A 22,012-nucleotide genomic window follows, 5' to 3' on the forward strand; every position below is an offset into this window, starting at 1 on the left:
GCCCATAGCAATTTATAAAGAATTAGCCCGAATCCACTTGTCCAATTAAGAAGCCTCACAAAGGTAATAGTCAGAAATGGGAATTGACGCATCAAAACTGTCCAGTCGCATCAAGTCTCTTGTGGAAGCCAAGAGGAAGAAATTTCGACGCCTCATGTGCGAAAGCTTGGAGCGACGAGAGCTCTTGGCGGTGTTCGCTCCTGGTACACCCCAGAGTTACATCGATTCATGGAATTCCGCGAATCCGATTCTGCAAGCCAGAGGTAATTGGAGAGAAGGGTTAACTTCTCCCATCGGGGGGGCCGGATTTAATGCACCAGGAGATCGCTGGACAGTTCCGACGGGTGGCGCAAGTCCGAATGAAGGAAACCCGGCAACAGTCAGTTGGAGCATTGTCCCTGATGGAACTCCAATCGGGACCCCGGGAGACTTGCAATCTTCCAATTTGATTGCGTTTCTTGACGGCATTTACGGAACAGCTCCTGGCCCTGTTGGAAACCGCCCGTGGTTCCGGATCATCGAGAATGCTTATAACTCGTGGTCGGACATCAGCGGCCTGCAATTCGTCTACGAACCCAACGATGATGGCGCGGCCTACTCATTCACATCACGAGGGATCGTCGGGGTCCGCGGAGATATTCGAGTCGGTGGGCGTACCGTAGACGGGAACTTCGGAGTTTTAGCGTATAATTTCTTCCCGAGTAACGGTGGAGCTAGCGGGTTTGATGGCAACATGGTCATTGATACCTCAGATATCTGGTACTCCCAAAATGCGGATGGCCCGAATGGTGAGAACCGTGGGTTTTTTAATGTCTTGATGCATGAAATCGGACACGGGATTGGATTGGACCATTCGTATCCAATCAACCAAACGAAGCTATTGGAGCCTTTTGTCTCGTTACAGTTCATCGGTGCCCAGCATGATGATATCTTGGGTGCGCAAACGCTTTATGGAGATCGGTTTTCGGGCAATAATTCCACGTCGACCGCTACGAATTTAGGGAGTCTGGAGAATGGGGTTGTTAACCTAGATGGTCTTTCGATTCATCGAAACGAGAGCGATGACTTCTTCCGATTCCGAATTGAGGCTCCTGGACGGGTGTCGGTTCGGCTTAATCCGGTAGGGTTTGAATATGTTGTAGGAAACCAAGCAAACTCTACGTCTCAGACCAATTCGTTGATTTATAAGGACCTTTCGTTCCAAATCCTAACTGAGGCTGGGGACGTTTTAGCTTCTGTAAATAGCACAGGTCCTGGAGGGATCGAGCAGATCAATGATTTACAATTACCCTCTGCTGGGAATTACTTTGTTCGCGTTTCGGGAGCTGGGTCTCAAACGCAACTTTACAATATGCGTCTGACGTTGTCGGGAATTACCACAGGTACAAACCAAGAAACATTCCGACTGCTTTCCGTCGCGCCCAACTCTGGCGATATTTTCAGTTTCAATCAGTTAAATGTTTTGGATGTTGCACCTACGGAACTGGTGTTGCGGTTTGACGATTTTATCGACACCAACGACTTGAGTGGAATCGAGTTGTGGGCCGCTGGTAAAGACGGGGAGTTCGGAACGGCGAACGATTACCAAGTCACTCCTGGATGGATCGGGGCGGGTGATAACTCGCGAGTGATCATCATGCGTTTTGCGGAAACGCTCAAGGATGACTTGTATCAAGTGCGTATCCGTACGACGGGGCCTAATGCCCTTCGTAACATGAGTGGACTCGCCATCGCGCCAAGGGAATTCGATTCGACTATTGATGATCTGACTGTGAATACAGTCGATTTCCGATTGCAGTTGGGGGCTCAGATTTTGGGGGTTGTACCCCAACCTGTAGATCGATTGCCGAATGGTACTTTGAATCCCCGCCTCGATATCATTCGCGTTTATTTCAATGATGACGATTTGTTCGAGACGGCGGTTTCTACCGGCGATATCACCCCGAACCCTACCGTTGTTGATCCTGCGTATTATCAACTTGTTTTCACGGCAGACACCATTCAACCTCACGACGATCAGCGATTCCTGCCAACCACGATCCATTACGATCCTCAAACCAACATGGCAGAATTGCGGTTCGCCGCGCCGATACACTCGTTGGTTCCGGGGGGAGGGACATTCCGATTAAGGATCGGTTCACGTGACGTGGTCAAGTCGACGTTAAATCCGCCGAACGTCACCCTGCTCACAGAGAATACTTTTCCAGGCGGAGAGGTGGGGTCGACCGTTACGGGAGCGGGTCAGATAGGGCCATTTGTTGGTTCTCGCGAATTCATCATCAGTGGAAGCATTATAACAACTTCACCCAATGTTTTGCCCCTGCCGTTTCCCGGATCGAATTTCGAACCAGGGCATCGAGACATTCAGGACGAAAGCCATTTGGATGGACAGGGTGATACGAATCCACAAATTTCAACCGTCTTATACAACTTTGCCTTAAACCGAAGTTATGGGAACGATTCTGCTGGACGGCCTCTATTCACGACGATCACCCCAGAGCAAATACTTCGGGTGCGTGAAATCTTCGATCTTTATTCGCGGCAGATGGGTATCGATTTCATCGAGAGCGAAAGCGACGGATTGACAATTGTCGTCGGTGACTTGTTTCCTTTGACGGGAGTAAGTGGGGGCGGGGTTGCTGGTATTGCTGGAGGCGGGCTGGCAATTATGGATTCCGGTCAAAACTGGGACAACAGCTTTGGAGCGGGGTTCTTTGACACCGCCATGCACGAGATTGGTCACCTTCTGGGGCTTGGGCATACCTATGACCTTCCCAACAATACGAACATGGGAAGCGAGTCCGAACTCTCCATACCGTCCGATCCACAAACTTGGTCGTTTCCTGGTGATCACGACGTCACTCATGGATTGCACCTTTATCGTCGCGACAATCGCGACGTGGACATGTATCGTTTCGTGGTGCCTGCGGGTGAGAAGGGGAATCTACGACTGGAAATACTTGCTGAACGCTTAGCGACCAGCAGCAATCTTGACGCACATTTAACTCTCTTTAAGCGAGGGGCTGATGGTGTTGTTCAAGTCGTTTCGGCGAATAGTCGAAGCTTTGGTTTGGATCCCTTTATCGAGATTGAAATCGAGGCTTCTGCATCGGATACGGAGTATTTCATCGCGGTCACAGCGATTGGCAACGAGGACTTCAATCCGCAGGTAGCCAACACTGGTAGTGGGGGCTTTAGCCAAGGCGAATATCAACTTCGAATTCATTTTCAATCCACGCTTGCTCAGACAACCCCGCTCACTATTCAGGATGTGGATGGAACTCCCATCGATGGGGATGGCGATGGCATAGCTGGCGGAGACTTTAATTTCTGGTTCCGGGCAGTAGCCCCATCAACAGGTGGTGTTCCCACGCAACCAAGAACCATTTTCGTAGATAAAGCTTATTCGGGAGCGATCTCGAACGGTTCTCCAAGCCAGCCGATGACCAATCTGAACTTTGCAAGTTGGCCGTTGCAGTTTCGCCCGCAACCTGGTGATATTGTTCGGGTTGCTGGTTTCGAGGGTGTGGCCGATTTAACAGAGATCCCAGCTTACGAATTTGGACGAGGGGGAGTCGGCAACCAAGTCCTAGCCGACGGATTGACCCTTCAAGTTCCTCGCGGAGTGACACTCATGGTCGACGCGGGAGCAATCTTTAAGCTCCAAGGAAGTCAGATCAGCACAGGTAGCCAAACCGCTGCGGTGGACAATAGTTTGTCAGCTCTGCAGGTTTTGGGCACCCCGCAGACGCCTGTTTTCTTCACCAGTTATCGAGATGAATCTCTAGGGTTGGATACCAATCCACTTTCGACCACACCAAACTCCGGTGATTGGGGTGGTTTGTTCCTTCGTGGAGATATTGATATTGCACAAGGACGTGCCAATTGGGAACGGCACGGGATCTTCCTGAACTACATAGCAGGTGCGAACATTCGGTTTGGCGGTGGTCAAGTAACCGTCCTAACAGGAAGCCCGTCGCGAAACGCGATTTCCATGCAATCGACCCGCCCAACGGTTCTGAATAACAATCTGATTTTGAACGCGAGCGCCGCCATGTCGGCGACTCCCAATAGCTTCGAGCATAGCCGGTTTGTGACTCCCAAGTATCAGATGGGGGGGGCATTTACTCCTGATTATGATCGCCAGGGACCGGAAATCCGTGGCAATCGCTTGATTGATAACTCTGTTAACGGTTTACTGATTAAAACCGAGACCCTGCCTGGGCAACCGCTGACCACATTAGACGTGCCAGCCGTTTTGAAGAGCACTGACATTGTTTATGTGCTAGCAGAGAATTTGATCATTTCTGGTCAGCCAGGCGGAAATATTTTGGATACAGTCGGTCCAGACGTATCTTTGATTGCAACACAGAACGTCGCCGCGACAAATTCAACGCTGGTGGCTGGTAGCCAAGTTCGTTACAAAGTCACGTTTGTTGACCGTTGGGGAAATCAGGGCATGCCTAGCGCCGCAACGGTGCCGCATACCGTCATAGCGGGCAATGCCGTTCAGATTTCCTCGTTGCCAGCGGTGTCTGGCGACTTCCAAAGTCGTCGTCTTTGGAGGAGCCTCGATGGGATCAATTATTCATTGGTCGCGGAACTAGACGGAGCAACGTCGACGTTTGTGGACCGCGGTGTCACGCAAACTCCGGTGCTTGCAAATCCGAACGCGACCTCGGCTATACGAGGACGCATTGACTCCCGTCTCCAGATTGCTCCTGGGGCAATCGTGAAGGCAACGGGATCCAGAATTGAGGTTGGGTTTGGTGGGCAGTTAATCGCCGAGGGGACTGCGGATAGGCCGATCATTTTCACCAGCCGATCTGATGACAGGTATGGGGCTGGTGGAACGTTCGATACCTACAACGACGGAATCAGTACGAACCCTGGTGCTGGCGATTGGGGGGGGCTCATTGCCCGTCATTTGTCGTCAATCAGTGTGGACAACGCCGTTATATCGTTTGGAGGGGGCGTTTCTTCTGTTCCCGGTGGTTTTGCCGGCTTTAACCCTGTAGAGATTCATCAAGCGGCAGGAAGAATTGCAAACACTAGGTTCGAATTAAATGGCTCGGGCACGGGCGGTAATGTTGGACCGACACGGGAAGGTCGCGGGCCAAATGACGCGACCGTCATCTATGTCGTCGGAAGCCAACCGGTGATCGTTAACAACACTTTCCGTGGTAATTCGATTGGTCAGACTGCTGCCATCAGTATTAATGCTAACGCATTGAATTCCGTTAATGTATTGGATCATGGACGTCAAACTGGTTTAAACAATCGCGTTTCAAGTTCTATTAGCAATGTCGGGCCCTTGGTGCGAGACAACGCCATGATTGAGACCGCGCTGAACGGGAAGCGGGTTCGCGGTCAAGTCTTGACAACGGAGTCAATTTGGGACGATACAGATATCGTTCACATACTTCAGAGTGTGATTGTCGTTCCTGATTTCCATACTTACGGTGGGCTAACTCTAAAGAGTCGTGTTGATGAGGGGTTGGTTGTCAAATTGGGGACTGGGGCAGGGTTTACTGCGTTGGGACGCCCGCTCGATATAACAGACCGCATCGGCGGTTCCTTCCGAGTTTTGGGGACTCCAGGGTTCCCTGTTGTATTGACCAGCTTGGCGGACGATACGGTTGGGGCGGGCTTTGATCCTAACGGTCGGCCATTATTGGATACGAACAACAATGGCCCATCGACTGGGACTCCGGGTAGCTGGAGAAGCATCCGTTTCGAGCCGTACGCTAATGATCGCAACGTCGCCAAAGTGGTGGAACTCGAAACCGACATGTTGCAGGACGAGGGTACCAACGATGATGTCAATGTAGCTCAGGAATTGGGACGGTTGGCAACGCATCCGATGGGGGGGGACGAAAATCTCCGTCTCGGTTTTGAAGTAGACGGAACAATCGCAACACCGAGCGATTTGGATGTATACCGATTCTTGGGAACGGCAGGAACACAGGTTTGGTTTGATATTGATCGAACTTCCGGTTCGCTCGACGCAGTCCTGGAGTTTTTGGATGAAGATGGCAACATCCTAGCACAAAGCAATAGTTCTCTGCTAGAAAGTCGTGGACTAGCCCAGCGATTTGTGTCGAGTGATACGACCAAGATTCTTCCCGCCCAAGTGAACGGGCTGGACGCAAATTTCCACGCGCCACGCAACCCGTTTGATGCGAATATTGCGACCGATTTTCATTCGGTAAATCCGCACGATCCGGGAATGAGGATCGTACTCCCCGGGACTCCTGGGGAACCGACGACCTATTATGTAAGAGTTCGCAGCAGCAACTCTCCATCAGGTAGTAATCCGGCCACGACTCCTGCGTTGCAAGACCCAGCGTTACTACGTGCGGGGCTATCGATGGGGAATTACCGATTGCAAGTTAGGCTATCGCAGACAAATGAAGTACCAGGGTCGGTGGTTCAGTATGCCGACATACGATTCTCGACGAATGGGATCGAGGCTCGCGGAATGCCTGGCTCTTCACCACTTTTGGGTCAAACTGCCGAATCTGTTGACGCAAGGGGATCGCTGGACGGTTCCGTTGCCACAAGCCTTGGTAATATTGCTAACTCTGATCGAGGCTCGATTTCCGTTGCAGGGCAGTTGATCGCTCAGAACGATATCGATTCCTACACATTCTCCATTAGCCGCGATTCGGTTCAGGCAAGTGGTGGATACCATGTCGCCGTCATTTTCGACATTGATTACGCCGATGGTTTTGGGGGCCCGGATACCTCTCTATGGGTATTCCGGATTGACGGTGGTACGGAGCAACTAGTCTATGTAGGCACAGGTTCTAATATTGCCGATGACCAGCCTTCGCCGCTCCGAGGTAATGACGTTACCGATCTCACGAGGGGCTCGGCGGGAACGCGGGATGCTTACATCGGGCCAGTGGAACTGCCCGAGGGCAATTATCGGGTCGTCGTTACCAATAGTCGTCTCGTTCCTCAAACGCTCGAGCAGTTTACGCTTGCTACCACCGATTCCGATTTAACCAGACTTGAGCCGGTTAATTCTGTTCGGCGTTTGGCCATTCATCGGTTTAATCCGCTGGGTGACGCGGAAACCAATTCGCAAGCGGCGGTTACGCAGGTGCTGTTCGATGCGAACCCAGGCAATCAGAGAGTGGAGTGGAACCTCTCCGACATTCTTTCTTATGTGGTTCGTGACTTCGGGACGGGTAGCCGACTTAGCTTCGCCAATCCGATGACGGGGGCACGGATCGCTGAAGTAAGCGAGTTTGTCAGAGTTAATGACGCCGCGATGGGGCCCGATGGGCGGTTGGTGGGATACCAAGTTCAGACAACTGCGGTAACCAACGACGCAAACGGTGGCAATTTTGTAGTATTGAACTCCGTCGGAGCACTTAACAGTGACGCCGTCCCCACGGGAGCTTCGACACAAGAGGGGACGTCGGGCATCCAGACTTTTACCACTCAACGGACAGACGCATTTACGGCCAACCCAACCTTCGCGATACAGCAGAGAGACCATGATGGACCAGGTAACGGAAATCAGCCAATTGGTGACGGGATTGTTTTCAATGGACTGTCCTTTTATCTAAACGATCCTGGCCAGGTCAAACTGTTTGGAGTGGGCTCCAGAGGCAATAATCAAACTTCTTTCGGGTTTCCCGTTTTCGACGAGAACGGAAACGTTGCCGGGGTTAATCCGGCTCAACGAAATTTCAACACTACCAACATAGTTTATAGGTTAGATCCTTTCACAGGAACCGCGATTAATCCCCAGGGAGTTGCGGATCGAGACGGGAACGCCCGAGTCAACGGAGCAGGAACAAATCGCGTTGAGTTTGGACGGTTTCTTTCCGGAACCGAGGCGAACAACTTTACCGACGGCAGGGTCTCTGGTTTAGCCGCTATTGGCAATGTTCTGTATGCGGTAAGTAATTTAGGAGAGTTTTTTGTTGCACCATTGGGAGCTAATGGAAATACAGGTTTTGCTTCAAACTTTGTGTCAACAAATCCGGCAGCCGTCTATTCTGGTCGGTTGCCAACAGCTACGATCATCGATCCGGAAACCAATGCTCCCGTTGTATTCGAAGGGCTCACAGCTGGGCCCCGCAATCTACAAGGCGGAGCGTTTGCCAATTTGCTCTTCGGCATCACCGCCAATGGTACTCTTTACGCGTTCAACACTAACGGGCAGCTTCAGCCTGTTTTCCCTGGTTTTTCCTATAAAGTGCAAACGACAACCCCGAGTCGGGCACTCGGAGGTGGCATAAAAGGAATCGACTTCTCCCCACTCGATATCAATCTGTGGCACCTCAGTGATCTGAGAGCGGGTGAACCTGGAAGCGGGCGTCCCCCCGCTCCAGACGGGTCGCAAACCGGCAACGAACCAGGCGATCGAAACCTCTACTTTGGCTTCAGAGATACTGGTGCGGTCACCCGTCAACAGGGGCAATGGAATCAGCTATATGATGGTTTTTACAACCAGACCTACAATCTCCCTGGCGGTGCACATGGCGCTTTGCTCACCAAGCCGATTGACTTAAGAAACTTCTCGGCGGATGACCTGCCGATGTTGTACTTCAACTATCTTATCGATTCTGAAAATCAAAATAGCGACCTGCAGCAGGACGGAGCGATGCGGGATGCGTTCCGCGTATACGGTGCTGGTGAGGATGGTCAGTGGGTTCTTCTGGCTACCAACAATACTGCTAGCGACCAAGGGCTGGTTAGGGATGGACGCAACGGTGCGACGGATGAACTCGACAATGCCGTAAATGGGAACTTTGATTCGTTCGGTAACCCATTGATTAGTCAAGAACTCTTTGACCAGAGTGGTTGGCGTCAGGCAAGGATCCCACTAGGCGCACTTGCTGGAAGAAACAACGTACGGCTACGCTTCGAGTTCAGCACTGCGGGCTCGTTTGGAACGGGAGATCCGCTCCTAGGTGGAATGGAATTGACTGCCATCGCAGGCAACCGTATCGTAGACGGCACAGGTTTCGTTTTGGGCGATGTCGAGGTACTGCCAAATATCACGAATCCAGCAGATGCTCTCGCCTTCTTTAATACGGCGAATCCTCGCCGGTTCGAGTTTGATTTAGGATTGGTGCTCTCTCTACCGAGCGGTGCAAGTATCCAGGATGGAGTAAGTAGTATCAACGGTATTGGTGCATCCTTGGTATTCTCGACGACCACGGATGATGCGAACACCATTCTGTACTCAGTCAACGACAGTCCTGCCCAGTTGGCACAACGTGTCGTCAACGCACTCACGAACAAGAGGGGGATTGCTGCAGCACGAATCAGTACAGATCCTGCGCGTCTCAATGTCATCGCGGTCGCAGATTTGCCAGCGGGGACGTACTCCGTAACATCCTTGCTCGCAACGGTGATCCAGGGGCTGCCAGGACGTACAGCAGCAAACTGGCCAATTCCTGGTGCGGCTCCGTTAACGATTCCAATCGTGGCTGTTCCCGTTCGCCTCGATATGACGCCGAACCAAGTGGGCGCGGAAATGCGACGTGCGTTTGCAACGGTGTACAGCAACCCTGACATGCTAGCGGCTGCTGGACCGACGGCCATTGATCAAGCGACAGCAGCTTGGCCACATCATGAAAACATTGTTCGACTTTACCGTCGAATGGCGGTTCCCGTGACCGGTGGGCTTGATCCTAGTTTCAACAACAGTGGAATCGGGATCACTGTTTCCAGGGTGGGAGATGTTTTTGGCGCGGATTTAAATAATCCTAGTCGTAGTCAGCTCGCACATATGGATGAGCGTGCTCTGAACAATAATTTCCAGGGTATTTTCATCGACGATATCATCATCGGCTTCGCGGAACGAGGCGAGATGGTGTTCAACGCTAACACTTTAGCGCTCAACAGCCCTTTCGTGCCCAATCGCGAGTACGCTGGAAATCTCTATGCGGACTTACCGGTAATCGATACGGGGCGTTATCAGCTAACGGTCCGCACGGCCGCCGAGTATGGGACATCGGAGGGGACTGGGCTCCTCGGTGGAGGCGGGTCGGGTTCTCTTTCTCTCCTCGGACCGGATGGTCGCGATTTTGACACCAACGATCGACTTTCTAGGACGCTTGGAATAGAAGTCAACGCCAATGCCGCTGGCAACATAAGCGACGGAACGACATTCACCTTGACGGATACGAGCCGCAGCGTGACCTTTGAGTTTGACGTAACATCGGGACCAGGAGACATTGCGGCGGGAGTAGTTCCAGGGAATGTCCCAATTTCGATTTCAACTCAGTTCACACCAGAGCAGATTGCGACAGCGATTCGCAACGCAATCAATTCTCCGACTGTGCAATCTCTAATCAATGTGCGAGCCTCGATCCGGGGGCAAAGTCAAGGATCTGCAATCAGTAACAACAGCAGATTCATTGAGTTGCACGGCCCCGTTTCGACCAATCTAGCGGGCGGCTTTTCCTTTACCGCCAACACGTTCCTCAGTACGATCGTTTGGGGCTCGGAAACCGATTTCGGCGAGGACTTGGGCGACTCGGAGAGATTGCGACCTCAAGGACAACTATTGCTCGTCGGCAACACGATTACCAATGCATCGGGCTATGGGATTGTGACCGAAGCGGGGACTCGCAGTCAACCGTTTGGCACCGTGGGTCCAAGACCTTATCCAGGTTCACCAATTAACTATCCCACGATCAACTCACAACGACTTGCTCCGGGCGCGGTCATTATGAACAACGTCCTGGCGAACAATGGCGCCGGGGGAGTTCGTATATCTGGTGATCCAGCAATCGATGCAACGGTACAGATTGCCCGGGTCATCAATAACACGTTCTTTTCCGGCACTGATGGAGTTCTGATTGAAGGGGGAGCGTCACCCACGATCCTCAACAACATCTTCTCCAGTACGGGAACTGCCGTGCGAGCCGTCGGGGGCACCACAGCTGTTCTCGGCGCTAATCTATTCCAGAGCAACACGACCAATTTCACTGGAGTCACCCCAGGGGAATTTAACATTCTGCTCGGCCCCGCTGAACCATTGTTCGTGAGCACGACGAATCGTAGATTCTATCTTGCTGCTGGATCGCGAGCCATTGATGCATCGCTCGAAGCTCTCCAGGAGCGTGCGGCATTGTCGCAGGTCAAGAACCCGCTTGGATTGCCACTGAGTCCAATGATTGCTCCCGATAGAGATGTGAATGGGCTTTTGAGAGTCGACGATCCAGCAGTTCCGTCGGCAAGTGGCCTTGGTGCGAACGTGTTCAAGGATAGGGGTGCTGTGGAGCGAGCAGACTTCGTTGCTCCGGTTGCTGTTCTTCTTCAGCCGCAAGACAATGATGCTGCGGGTGTTGATCAAGACCGTTCGGTGACCTACATTCGACTCGATGACGGGCGATTGGATTTCTTCTCCATCCTATTGGAAGATATCAATGGCACGGGGCCGGATCCAGCTACCGTTGTTGCCTCTGCGATCACTCTGACTGAAAACGGTCGAGTTCTCCGAGAAGGATCCGATTACGTGTTGGGTTACAACGCGAACAGCCGAATTTTGCGTCTCACGCCACTAGCGGGGATTTGGCGAAACGATAGCGTCTATGAAATCACGCTCAACAACCAGGTTGGGCGTCGGGTTGCGGTGCCATCGGGAGCTTCGATAGTTGAAGGCTCCACGCTGACCGTTGCAGCCCCAGGCGGATCGATCGTTTTCGAATTCGATAATGACGGCACCACCATCCCGGGCAACATTCCGCTCGAGTACACCGCCTTTTCTTCTGGCTACGAGCTTGCAGCGAAGATTTCCTATGAGATCAACCGCCGAGGTATCGCAGGGCTTGCGAGTCGCGTCGAAGGGTCGGGCCGCATTGTGGTTACAGGGTCGAGTGCCATCACATCCAGCACAGGATCCACTGTTTCGGTCACGAACATCAATCCGATTCGGGATCTTGCGGGAAATATCCTCGCACCGAATCGGGCGAATGCCTTGACTCAGTTCACGATTGTGATGCCAGCCGCTCAGTTGGACTTTGGGGATATCCAACGACCTAACATTCCAACCCTCGAGGGGAACGCACGTAACGGGGCTCGCCATGTTATTTTGCCTGTCGATGAGCGGCGTTTGGCTTTGGGAACATGGAGCGCACCTGATCTGGAAGGCATTCCAACGGCCGCAGCAGATGGTGATGACAACAATACCATTTTCAATCTAGGTACGTTGGGTGGCCTAGGTGGCGTGGTGCAAGGCCCGGCCGGGGCAGCTCGTTTGGCGTTTCCTCCGGCAGCGTTTCTAGATGGTCAAACTGTCACGATTACTGACGGAATCAATCGACCATTGACTCCGGTAACCTTTGAATTCGATACCGATGGTATAACCACCGGAGATCCTAACACTTTTGTCGTCGTCCTGTTGCCATCAGATGATGCGACTCAAGTAGCACAAGCATTCCGTGATGCAGTTTGGCAAGCTATTCTAGCTGGACGCCTTACAGGACTGGTTCCCGTGCAGGACGGTACCGAAGTGAGCTTAGGAGGAGGTTCGCAACATTTGGTAGATTTGGTGAATGCTCCTAACGTTATTCGCCTGTCGGTAGGGAATGTCGACATGGTTGTTCCGACGGACACCTCCACACTTGCTGATGGTCAAAGCTTTTCGATCACCGACTCGGTCGGGCGAACCTTAGTCTTTGAAATCAACGATCTCTCGTCTGCCAATCCTATTGTGAGTGCAGGCAGTATCGCGATTGACGTGGATCTTTCTGTAAACACTGCGGAGCAAGTGGCACTGGCCATCGCATCAGCAGTTCAGCAGCAGATCAGCATTGGAAACATTTGGCTAGGTCGGGCATTTGCTGCTGGTTCAACGGTTTCCATCATCGGGGATGACGAAGATGGCATTCGCTTCATCGGCGAGTTCAACTCTCGCTCTAATCCAGTCCGAGTTCAGATTCTCTCAACCGGATTCGGTATGCTGGATGCTTGGATCGACTGGAACGGCAACGGCGGATTCTCTGCAGCGGAACGGGTTGTCTTTTTGGAAACCCCCACGACGAACAATACGGTGGCAACCAGTATTCCGATTGTTCCCGGACTCAATGAGTTTTATATCCGAACCCCTCTCAATGCTGTGGTAGGAGTGACAACAGCGCGTTTCCGACTAAGCACAACCGGTGGACTGCTGGTTAACGGGGTCGGCATTGGCGGTGAAGTCGAGGATTATCTAATCGAGATATTGGATGGTTCTCCACCAGTCGCGGTCAACGATAGCTATCAAGTCAATGAAGATGAATTGCTGATGGTTTCGATGATTGGGAATGGGGTTCTTTCCAATGATACTGATTTGGACTCGTTACCTTTGGCACCTATGCCAGGTGTGAATATATGGGTTCACGATGAAGATCCTACAACGCCGGGCATCGAACCCTTGGTCGATGTGCAATTTGGAACGCTCATATTACTGGCTGATGGCCGTTTTACGTACACCCCGGATCTGGATTTCAACGGAATCGATTTCTTTGTCTACCGAGCTACTGATGGACGACTAATTAGCAACGAGCCCGCAACGGTTACGATCACTGTCAATCCGATTAATGATGACCCCGTAGCGTTTGATGACACGATCACCATGCTAGAGGACGCTACTTTAGCGGAATCGGGAATGACGTTTACGGCTAACGATTTCCCTCACTTCCGAATGGCCGACCCCGCTTTCGCGGGTGGATTCAATCTCAATGAATCAGGACAGGTTTTGACGGTTGTAGGTACCGAGATCGTTACCGAAATCGTGAGTGACCTCGGGATTAGTGGTACCGAAGTTCGCATTGCGTCGAAAGTTGGCCAGGGTATCTATGGAATCCGAGTTCGAGTCGAAACAAGCGATTTAGGCCTCGGAGCACTTCCTGTCGTATCCGTACCGAATCCGAGTACCATTCGGGTCACATTGAACAGCCATGCTGCTTCTCCATCTACCATTCAACAAATGGTCGATGCTATCCTTGCGAATTCAGCTGCCAGTGCTTTGGTCGACGTAAGCGTGCTCTCCTCGAACGGGGCGGAGGTCATCGGAACAGCCGTACCAGACTATTCACCCATTCTTGTCCCACCGCGGGGCGGAGACGTCAACGTTGTTGATAATGTAGTTACCTACACTCCTCCGTTGCATTACAACAATCTCATCGGCGGTCCGGCGATCGTTCGCTTAACCATTGCCGATGATGGAACGGCCGGACCGGTTGCAGGCTTGACCGCTACAAGCACGCTTACCATAAACATTACTCCTCTAAACGATCGCCCAAGCTTTACGCTTGATCAAACCTTGATCGACGAAATCGAGGATCCGGTACCTGCATTACGATCTTACGAGATCGTGCGAGATATAACGCCTGGACCGGACCAGGCGACCGATGAACTGGAATCGCAGCTTGTCGATCGATTTGAGATTCGAGTTCTTGCGAACCATCCTGATCCGGAGAGCTTGTTTAACGTTCTACCACATATCGTTGGTGCCCCAACGGATACCATACGTCGTTTAGAGTACGTTCTAGCTCCAGATGTTAACTGGATCATTGCAGGAGGAGACCTCTTCAACACTGATGGACTGGGAGATATCGTTCTCGAAATAGTCGCGTTTGACGACGGTCCCACAAGCCCGGCGGGAAATGTCAATGAATCCCTGGTTCAACGCGTCACCATTAGGATTGAACCCGTCAATGACGCCCCAGAGTTTACTCTGCCAGCTACCCATATCTCTCAAGAGGATGCTGGGGTTATTACCGTTCCCGGTTTTGTGACCGATATCCGTGCAGGAACGACGACAGCGACCGACGAGCTATTAGGAAGTCCGACTCACGATATACCACCGCAGCAAGTCCAATTTGAAATCGTATTCTGGGACGAAAACTTGTTCGTTTCCATCCCAACGATTACTCCTGATGGAACGCTGGAGTACCAGATCCGGCCTGATATCAACAGGAATTACTACAACACAGTTGGTGTTGCAGGGGTGACGCCAGTCATTGATCCAGTGGTTCGAGTAAGGCTCGTTGACGACGGCCGATCGGATGGGCCCAACGTCAACACCTCCGCAGTTCAAGCATTCACTGTGATCGTTACGCCAGTGAATGATCCACCGGTGCCAGGGGATCTGACTTTGGCTTCAGTGGAGGACATTCCGCTCGAGGTGGACGCTAGCCAGTTGACGTCGATTGCTCGCTCGGGACCGATCGATGAGGACTTGGTAGAACTCCAAGAAATTCGATTGACCAGCATCCAGCTTGTTACTGCTCAGGGCGGTACGATCGTTCCGGTATTTGCGGACGATGACAGTCGAATTTTGACCTTTACATATATTCCTCCGCAAGACTACTTCGGATTGGATACAGTCGAGTATGTAATTACGGACAATGGTACCGATGATGGCGAACTCAATGAACTGAGTGCCACGGGTGTGCTCACCTTTAACGTCGTACCAGTCAACGACCCGCCGTCATTTACGCCGGGTGAAGATGTCGTTCTGAACGAAGATGCACCGGCATTCGTTATTCAGTGGGCGACGGATATTTTGCCTGGTCCTCCAAACGAGGCCGATCAGACCGTAAGTTTTGAGATATCCGTTGTCAACTCCACCCTGTTTGCTCCATTCTTCAGCGTCGCACCTGAGATTGACTCAACAGGCGTCTTGACATTTACCTTGGCCCAGGACGTCAATGGTACAGTGCTCCTGGAGATTGTAGCAGTAGACTCAGGGCCATCCGGTGGTCCGAATAATGACAACAACCGTTCTTCGGTTCACACATTGACACTAACCGTGAATGCCGTGAACGACGTGCCGTTATTCACCCTAGATCAAGATTTGGTGGAACACATCGAAGACCCCACCCCGGCTCTTGTGCAATTGCCGATTATCTCCGGTGTTTTCCCATCGCGTAGTACCGCTTTGGATGAGCTGCTTGAACAGACCGTTAGCTTCGAATTGACTGTCGTGTCGGCGGTTCCAGATCGATTTGTGATTCCCCCTAGGATCGTAGGAACTGGAACCTCGCGCGTTCTTGAGTATCAGCTCGCGCCGGACGTCAATCGCCTTAACTCTGGCGGTGACATATTCGTCGATATTGTTGCAGTGGATAGTGGTTTGGGAGACGATCCTAACGTAAATACCAGTGGGATCGTTCGTTTAACACTACGCATCACAGAAGTAAACGATCCACCTGAGTTCGATATACTCTTTAATACGATAACCATACAGGAGGATGCGCCTCTGCAATTCCTGCCAGCGTTCTACTTTAATGAACGACCAGGACCTGCAACGGCTGTTGATGAACTAGATCAGACTATCACTAGAACGGTATCTGTTCCAGCGGGTGCAGAAGTGCTTTATTCGGTTCTGCCTAGATTGAATTCAGGTGGAGATTTGGAGTTCCAATTCGCACCAGACGTGAATAGCAATTTTGCCGCAATTTTTGGTATCGCTAATGCCTTTGAGATTTTCATTACGGCAACAGATGATGGACAAGAAAACGGCGTAACGATTCCAAGATCGACGACGCAAACGCTGACGGTAAATGTTACACCCGTCAACGATCCACCAGCATTCAATTTGAGTCAGAACCAAGTTGTGATTCTAGAGGATGCGGGACAGGTTTCTTTCAACAATTTTGCTTTGAACGTTCGCCCAGCAACGAACGCAACAGCGCTCGACGAAGTTGATCAGCTGCTTACGTTCGACCTAACCTTTTCGAATCCCGCTTTGTTCTCGGTGGTACCGACCATTGACTCCAGTGGTCGCCTATCCTTCCAGACAGCACCCGATCGAAATGGTACTTCGGTTGTGACTGCTCGTTTGCGAGATAACGGTCTAGCTGGACCTCCTCCGAACTCGAATTTGGGACCGTTGTTGACGTTCACGATTTCCGTGACGCCAGTCAATGATGCACCTGAGTTCACGATTCCGTCTTCCTTAACCGTTTTGGAGGACCAGGGGGTTGTATCAGTACCAGGCTTCGCGACAGGTATCCGCCCGGGACCTGAGACGGCTATCGATGAGAACAATCAGGTACTAACTTTTGTTTTGGAGTATGCAGATCCCGCTGTTTTTGAAGTTCTTCCATCGCTCCAAACAGACGGAACCTTGACATTCCGCACACGACTGGACGTCAATTCGAACACACCTGGTATCAATCCGGTTGTGAGATTCCGGCTTCGTGATAATGGTCCTTCGGATGCTCCCAATATTAATATATCGACGGAGCGATCGTTTACGTTGAACATTACACCGGTCAACGATCCACCGATTCCGGGATCCATTAGGATCCCAGGTGTTGAGGATGTTGTATTAGAGGTCGGGCCTGGTCGGGAGTTTGATATCGATGATATCTTGGCAACCGTAGTCCCAGGGCCTATCGATGAAATCATCGAGGGACAAACTGTTCGCATGACCCAGATTGAGCGAACGACTCAACGAGGTGGACAGATACTGCCGGTCTTTGAGAATGGCGTCATTGTTTCGTTCCGCTACGTTCCACCTACGAACTTGGCAGGAGATGATTTCGTTCGCTATGTAGTGACCGACAATGGTAATCCGGAAGCGAGTGCGACCGGCACCATTACCTTCGGTGTGGCTCCCATAAATGACCCGCCGCAGTTCACTGCGGGGCCGAATATCAGCTTGCTCGAAGATGCTCCTGCTTTCAGTCAACCTTGGGCGACCAACATTTTGGCTGGTCCACCATCCGCGTTGGACGAGATATCTGGTCCGAATGCGCAAACGGTATCGTTTGAGGTACGGGCGCTCACGACGAGCTTCTTCGCGGTGCAGCCTGCTGTTTCGCCGGCTGGGGTTCTGAGCTTTACGTTGGCGAGAGATGTCAACGGTACCACGGTCGTCGAAGTTATCGCTGTGGACAGCGGCCCTGGCGATGCTCCGAACAATAATCGTTCGACGGTTCACCGTTTGACGATTAATGTTGCAGCTGTCAACGATCCTCCCGGATTCGTTTTGGGGCCGAACATTACGATCGCGGAAGACTCGGGGCCATTCGACGAGCAGTTCGTCTCGAACATCGTACCGGCGGAGGGATTGAACAACAATCCGCCGACAGGTCAGGACGAGTTGGGGCAAACCGTTACGTTTATTGTTACCAACAGCAACAACAATTTGTTCTCAGTTCAGCCGACAATCACTCCTGCGGGGCGATTGAGATTCGTACCGGCCCCGAATGCATTCGGTGCGGTGACGGTTACGGTGATTGCTCAAGACTCGGGGCCAAGCACTCCACCGAATCAGAATCAGTCTTCGCCTGTTACATTCCAAATCATGATCACTCCTGTGAACGATCCGCCGTTTGCCGTGAATGATCGTTACGAAACCACAGAAGACGATGTGTTGACTGTGGCCGCGCCTGGGGTTCTCGGAAACGATATCGATCCAGATCTGCCTGATGACGTACTCGTAGTGGCCGAGCCAGGTACGTTGCAATCCAATCTTGGGGCTGTTGTAGTGCTAAATGCCGATGGTAGCTTTACCTACGACCCAAGGAATTCTGCGCGTATTCAGGGTTTGACAACGGGGCAAACAGACGTCGATACCTTTACCTATCGTGTTCGGGACAGGTCGGGATTGTTGAGTAATCTCGGAACCGTTTCGATAACGCTGACTGGTATTAACGATGCACCGGTGGCAGTCGATGATCGTTTCGTCGTAGCAACGGGAGTTCCGGTGATCCTGTCCATCTTGGACAACGACTTTGACGTCGATACACCGATTGACGTAGGATCGGTTACGATTGGCATACTGCCGCTGAATGGAACGGTTAATGTACTCCCCTCCGGTCGGGTCCAATATACGCCACGAGCTGGATTCGTAGGGGAGGATACATTTAGCTATAGAGTTCGAGATAGCCTAGGAGCGCAGTCCAACGAAGCAATCGTACAAGTCGTGTCAGGAATATCTCCGATTGCGGCTGATGATTTTGCTACCACGACTAGAAACGTGCCGATCGACATCAATTTGGTACTCAATGACGTGTCGTTCACAGGCGGACTAAATTTCAATTCGCTGCAGATTGCTTCAGGCCCGGACACGGGAACAGTAACCATATTGGGAGATGGAATTGTTCGATACACTCCGGCGACGGATTTCGTGGGAATCGGAAGCTTCCAGTACTTCCTGTCTGATACAGACGGTATACCTAGCAACCTTGCCACGGTAACGGTTCGGATCGTAAGTTCTCTTAATCAGAATCCTTCGAATCGTTTTGATGTTGATAACGATGGATTCGTATCGCCGATCGATGTGTTGATTCTGATCAACGAACTCAATTTGAACGGCAGTCGAATCCTACCGCCAAGTGCACCTCGTCCTCCATTCCTGGATGTGGATGGTGACGGTACGATTAGTCCGCTCGACGTTCTTCAAGTTATCAACTTTATTAACGAGCGAGTCGGGTCAGGAACCGGTCTCGGTGAAGGCGAGGGAGAGGGTATGGAGTCCCTAGGGTGGTTCGACACGGTTCAAATCATGAGCCCTCAGAGGTTTGTTGAGGTTTGCGAAGCCGAGTTCAATCGCCAGGTTGAGCGCGAAATTGGCAAATATCTTACACTTGGCCTTGCTGACTCCCTGAATATGGGCCCCCATCCGTACGCCGGAAGCTCCGAGGATCAGGAGTCAGACTCCTTTGAAGACATGTTGGCATTTGTTGCCGATTTGGAAGAGGAGCCTGCAAATGTACTCGATGATCTGTTTGCTCGAGACTGGAGCTAGTTGGAGCCTAGAATTGGATTGAAAAATGTCGCAGCCCCTACTCGGGGCTGCGATTTTTTTTTATGATCGTGTTGGTTTGCCATCGGTCCCATTGCTGCACCCGCATCTGACATTTCGTCGAATTATCCTGGTTGCCTGTGGACCAGAAAGAAGTTTCGACAGAATGGAAGATGTTTTGGCCCCACAAGTAGAGAAGTGCTTGAAAGAAACATTTCATTTGGAGACGTTTCGTGATGGCCAGCTATCTGTGATCCGGTCGTTATTAAATGGCAGCAATGCTGCTGCTATCTTTCCCACTGGTGGCGGAAAGTCGTTGTGTTACCAGTTACCGGCCTGTTTACTACCCGGTACGACGATCGTAGTTTCTCCGCTGTTGGCACTGATGAGAGATCAGGTCGATCGGTTGGTGAAACTGGGAGTTGGGGCGATTAGACTTGACTCAACCCTGACTGCGAAGGAGCATTCGGATGCGATGGCTGAACTGCGGTCCGGAAAGGTGAAATTGCTTTATGTCGCGCCAGAGCGATTTTTTAATGAGCGATTTCGTGAGGTCTTAAATGATTTGCCGATTTCTTTGATGGCGATTGATGAATCGCATTGCATCAGTCAGTGGGGGCACAATTTTCGGCCTGACTATCTCAAACTGTCTTCTATTGCAAAGTTGCTTAGGATTCCACTCATCCTGGCATTAACTGCGACGGCTACCTCCGAAGTAATAGAGGACATTAGAAATGGGTTTGGAATCGAGGAGGAAAATGTAATTTGCACTCCCTTTTATCGCCCCAACTTGCAGATTCGCTTTCGAGTTTCGAACGCAAAACAGCGTGCTAAAGAGTTGCTTGAACGATTAACTTCGCTACCACGCGGCAGCACGATCATTTACGTCACCACTCAGAAAACATCGGAAGAAGTGGCCCATTGGTTGACCGAGAATGGTTTCGCTGCGCAGGCGTATCACGCTGGCTTGGAGGACGATTTGCGAATGCAGATCCAGGACTGGTTCATGCAGGAAGACAACGCCATTGTGGTGGCTACGATCGCGTTTGGCATGGGTATTGATAAGCGAGATGTTCGCTATGTTTTTCATTGGAATGCATCAAAGGGAATCGAGAATTATGCGCAGGAGATTGGGCGTGCTGGCAGGGATGGATTGGAGAGTCTCTGCGAATCCTGGATCGTCCCGGAAGATAGGTCCACACTCGAGAATTTCGCCTACGGTGATACACCATCGCTTGCGTCTGTATACGGACTGCTCGATTTGATCGCGCATCAACCTGATTCGTTTTATTTGTCCTTGTATTCTTTGGCGTATCAATTCGATATCAAGCAGATCGTGATTCGCACGATACTTACCTATCTGGAGATTGATGGATACATCGAGGGTATTGGGCCACGACACGACAGTTACGAGTTCAAGCCCTTTGTTTCTTCTAAGGAAATATTGAGTCACTTCGAGGGTGAGTACCGCGCTTTTGTTCGTGATGTTCTAAGTTTGTCCGTGAAGAAAAAGCTTTGGTTTAACCTGCCTCTATCCAACATTTGTGAGCGATTAAAATGCGATCGAAAGCAAATCATTTCACTGATGGATCATCTTGTCGAACGAGGTTGGTTGGAGGTAAAGGTAAGTGGACTACTTTACGGTTATCGAAGACTTGTACCGATCTCGGAGCCCTCTCTGATTGCCAGCGAGATATTCAACAAGCTTGAGGCACTCGAGCGTCATGAGATTCGGCGGATTGATCAGCTCTTTCAGCTAGCCGTAGGAACGCAATGTCAGAGTAAGCGACTTGCGGAGTATTTTGGACAATCGGTTCAGGAGCCATGCGGTCAATGCAGTTCCTGCCGGGGCGAGACATACCGGGTGTTACCCGAGGGAGAATTTGCGAGGATAGGGACTTCTGCCCTGACTGGTCTAAGGCAGTTAATGCGGGAAATGCCTGAGGTGTTTGACGAGCCAAGTCGCCGAGCAAAGTTCCTGTGCGGAATCAGTTCCCCGCTGCTCAGTCGACGACGCGTGTCTAATCACCCGTATTACGGGTGCTGTTCGTCCGTTCCGTTTTCCGAAGTATTAAAAGCCGTTTCTTTCTAGAAATCCACACTGCTGCCAGTCAAGGGAAATTGAATCGCCTCTAGGCGGGTTTGGGCCGTTTTTGTTCGGCAAGGCATTCTTTGGGAATGCTCCGAAAATCGCCCGTGTGCACATGGATGAGAACGAGTCCGAACAGGGAAAGAAGCTGCAAACAAAGTTGCCTCAAAGGGCCAAGGTGGAGAACGAATTTGGTCGACAGG

General features: G+C 51.5%; 2 protein-coding genes. Both read left to right on the plus strand.

Annotated features, from left to right (window positions below):
* Positions 1-76 precede the first annotated feature (76 nt).
* A complete protein-coding gene (locus SH449x_RS06930; RefSeq protein WP_482380598.1) occupies positions 77-19,723 on the plus strand; it encodes a tandem-95 repeat protein in 19,647 nt (6,548 codons plus the stop codon).
* 163 nt (positions 19,724-19,886) lie between these two features.
* Positions 19,887-21,812 carry a RecQ family ATP-dependent DNA helicase gene (locus SH449x_RS06935; protein ID WP_482380599.1) on the plus strand — a complete coding sequence of 642 codons (1,926 nt, stop codon included), beginning with the start codon at positions 19,887-19,889 and terminating at the stop codon, positions 21,810-21,812.
* Positions 21,813-22,012: the final 200 nt, after the last annotated feature.

It is taken from the genome of Brakhagea baltica (genome assembly GCF_052161605.1).
In the GTDB taxonomy this organism is placed as follows: Bacteria; Planctomycetota; Planctomycetia; order Pirellulales; family Pirellulaceae; genus JBKCUI01.